This is a genomic window from Streptococcus sp. HMSC065E03 (assembly GCF_001815045.1).
Taxonomy (GTDB): domain Bacteria; phylum Bacillota; class Bacilli; order Lactobacillales; family Streptococcaceae; genus Streptococcus; species Streptococcus parasanguinis_AD.
On record NZ_KV818836.1, the window covers coordinates 1 to 3,819 of the forward strand.

At 50.2% G+C, this 3,819-nt stretch carries 1 tRNA gene and 2 rRNA genes; all 3 read left to right on the plus strand.

From position 1 onward, the window contains the following. A 16S ribosomal RNA gene (locus HMPREF3002_RS00095) occupies positions 1-1,366 on the plus strand; the annotation flags it as partial. Between the two features lie 53 nt (positions 1,367-1,419). Continuing rightward, positions 1,420-1,492, plus strand: a tRNA-Ala gene (locus HMPREF3002_RS00100). A 123-nt stretch (positions 1,493-1,615) separates the two neighbouring features. Then, a 23S ribosomal RNA gene (locus HMPREF3002_RS00105) occupies positions 1,616-3,819 on the plus strand; the annotation flags it as partial.

Sequence of the window (3,819 nt, forward strand, 5' to 3'; positions counted from 1 at the left end):
AGTCGACATCGCATGATGTTGACTTGAAAGGTGCAATTGCATCACTAAGAGATGGACCTGCGTTGTATTAGCTAGTTGGTGAGGTAACGGCTCACCAAGGCAACGATACATAGCCGACCTGAGAGGGTGATCGGCCACACTGGGACTGAGACACGGCCCAGACTCCTACGGGAGGCAGCAGTAGGGAATCTTCGGCAATGGGGGCAACCCTGACCGAGCAACGCCGCGTGAGTGAAGAAGGTTTTCGGATCGTAAAGCTCTGTTGTAAGAGAAGAACGAGTGTGAGAGTGGAAAGTTCACACTGTGACGGTAACTTACCAGAAAGGGACGGCTAACTACGTGCCAGCAGCCGCGGTAATACGTAGGTCCCGAGCGTTATCCGGATTTATTGGGCGTAAAGCGAGCGCAGGCGGTTAGATAAGTCTGAAGTTAAAGGCTGTGGCTTAACCATAGTACGCTTTGGAAACTGTTTAACTTGAGTGCAGAAGGGGAGAGTGGAATTCCATGTGTAGCGGTGAAATGCGTAGATATATGGAGGAACACCGGTGGCGAAAGCGGCTCTCTGGTCTGTAACTGACGCTGAGGCTCGAAAGCGTGGGGAGCAAACAGGATTAGATACCCTGGTAGTCCACGCCGTAAACGATGAGTGCTAGGTGTTGGGTCCTTTCCGGGACTCAGTGCCGCAGCTAACGCATTAAGCACTCCGCCTGGGGAGTACGACCGCAAGGTTGAAACTCAAAGGAATTGACGGGGGCCCGCACAAGCGGTGGAGCATGTGGTTTAATTCGAAGCAACGCGAAGAACCTTACCAGGTCTTGACATCCCTCTGACCGCTCTAGAGATAGAGTTTTCCTTCGGGACAGAGGTGACAGGTGGTGCATGGTTGTCGTCAGCTCGTGTCGTGAGATGTTGGGTTAAGTCCCGCAACGAGCGCAACCCCTATTGTTAGTTGCCATCATTCAGTTGGGCACTCTAGCGAGACTGCCGGTAATAAACCGGAGGAAGGTGGGGATGACGTCAAATCATCATGCCCCTTATGACCTGGGCTACACACGTGCTACAATGGCTGGTACAACGAGTCGCGAGTCGGTGACGGCAAGCTAATCTCTTAAAGCCAGTCTCAGTTCGGATTGTAGGCTGCAACTCGCCTACATGAAGTCGGAATCGCTAGTAATCGCGGATCAGCACGCCGCGGTGAATACGTTCCCGGGCCTTGTACACACCGCCCGTCACACCACGAGAGTTTGTAACACCCGAAGTCGGTGAGGTAACCATTTGGAGCCAGCCGCCTAAGGTGGGATAGATGATTGGGGTGAAGTCGTAACAAGGTAGCCGTATCGGAAGGTGCGGCTGGATCACCTCCTTTCTAAGGAAATGGAAACCTGTACGTTGGTCTTGTTTAGTTTTGAGAGGTCTTGTGGGGCCTTAGCTCAGCTGGGAGAGCGCCTGCTTTGCACGCAGGAGGTCAGCGGTTCGATCCCGCTAGGCTCCATTAACACTGTAAGGGTGTTAAGATTGAACATTGAAAATTGAATATCTATATCAAATAGTAACAAGAAAATAAACCGAAACGCTGTAAATATTTAAAGAGTTTAGGTCGCAAGACCAAAAATAAGGTTAAGTTAATAAGGGCGCACGGTGGATGCCTTGGCACTAGAAGCCGAAGAAGGACGTGACAAACGACGAAATGCTTTGGGGAGCTGTAAGTAAGCGACGATCCAGAGATGTCCGAATGGGGGAACCCACTAGCTGATGGCTAGTACTCCTATCTGTTAAGGATAGGTAGAGGAAGACGCAGTGAACTGAAACATCTAAGTAGCTGCAGGAAGAGAAAGCAAAAGCGATTGCCTGAGTAGCGGCGAGCGAAACGGCAGGAGGGCAAACCGAAGAGTTTACTTTTCGGGGTTGTAGGACTGCAATGTGGACTTAAAGATTATAGAAGAATGACATGGGAAGGTCAGCCAAAGAGAGTAAGAGCCTCGTATTCGAAATAGTCTTTATACCTAGCAGTATCCTGAGTACGGCGGGACACGAGAAATCCCGTCGGAATCTGGGAGGACCATCTCCCAACCCTAAATACTCTCTAGTGACCGATAGTGAACCAGTACCGTGAGGGAAAGGTGAAAAGCACCCCGGGAGGGGAGTGAAATAGAACCTGAAACCGTGTGCCTACAACAAGTTCGAGCCCGTTAATGGGTGAGAGCGTGCCTTTTGTAGAATGAACCGGCGAGTTACGATATGATGCGAGGTTAAGTTGAAGAGACGGAGCCGTAGGGAAACCGAGTCTGAATAGGGCGGATTAGTATTATGTCGTAGACCCGAAACCATGTGACCTACCCATGAGCAGGTTGAAGGTGAGGTAAAACTCACTGGAGGACCGAACCAGGGCACGTTGAAAAGTGCTTGGATGACTTGTGGGTAGCGGAGAAATTCCAAACGAACTTGGAGATAGCTGGTTCTCTCCGAAATAGCTTTAGGGCTAGCGTCGACATTAAGATTCTTGGAGGTAGAGCACTGTTTGGGTGAGGGGTCCATCCCGGATTACCAATCTCAGATAAACTCCGAATGCCAATGAATTATGGTCGGCAGTCAGACTGCGAGTGCTAAGATCCGTAGTCGAAAGGGAAACAGCCCAGACCACCAGCTAAGGTCCCAAAATAATTGTTAAGTGGAAAAGGATGTGGGGTTGCACAGACAACTAGGATGTTAGCTTAGAAGCAGCTATTCATTCAAAGAGTGCGTAATAGCTCACTAGTCGAGTGACCCTGCGCCGAAAATGTACCGGGGCTAAAACAATTTACCGAAGCTGTGGATACCTTTATAGGTATGGTAGGAGAGCGTTCTATGTGTGGAGAAGGTGTACCGTGAGGAGCGCTGGAACGCATAGAAGTGAGAATGCCGGTATGAGTAGCGAAAGACAGGTGAGAATCCTGTCCACCGTAAGACTAAGGTTTCCAGGGGAAGGCTCGTCCGCCCTGGGTTAGTCGGGACCTAAGGAGAGACCGAAAGGTGTATCCGATGGACAACAGGTTGATATTCCTGTACTAGAGTATGTAGTGAAGGAGGGACGCAGTAGGCTAACTAAAGCGTGCGACTGGAAGTGCACGTCTAAGCAGTGAGGTGTGAATTGAGTTAAATGCTTAATTCTGTAACATTGAGCTGTGATGGGGAGCGAAGTTTAGTAGCGAAGTTAGTGACGTCACACTGCCAAGAAAAGCTTCTAGCGTTAATCATACTCTACCCGTACCGCAAACCGACACAGGTAGTCGAGGCGAGTAGCCTCAGGTGAGCGAGAGAACTCTCGTTAAGGAACTCGGCAAAATGACCCCGTAACTTCGGGAGAAGGGGTGCTGGCTTTCAGTCAGCCGCAGTGAATAGGCCCAAGCAACTGTTTATCAAAAACACAGCTCTCTGCTAAATCGTAAGATGATGTATAGGGGGTGACGCCTGCCCGGTGCTGGAAGGTTAAGAGGAGTGCTTAGCGTAAGCGAAGGTATGAATTGAAGCCCCAGTAAACGGCGGCCGTAACTATAACGGTCCTAAGGTAGCGAAATTCCTTGTCGGGTAAGTTCCGACCCGCACGAAAGGCGTAATGATTTGGGCACTGTCTCAACGAGAGACTCGGTGAAATTTTAGTACCTGTGAAGATGCAGGTTACCCGCGACAGGACGGAAAGACCCCATGGAGCTTTACTGCAGTTTGATATTGAGTGTCTGTGCCACATGTACAGGATAGGTAGGAGCCATTGAGATCGGGACGCCAGTTTCGATGGAGGCGTTGTTGGGATACTACCCTTGTGTTATGGCCACTCTAACCCGG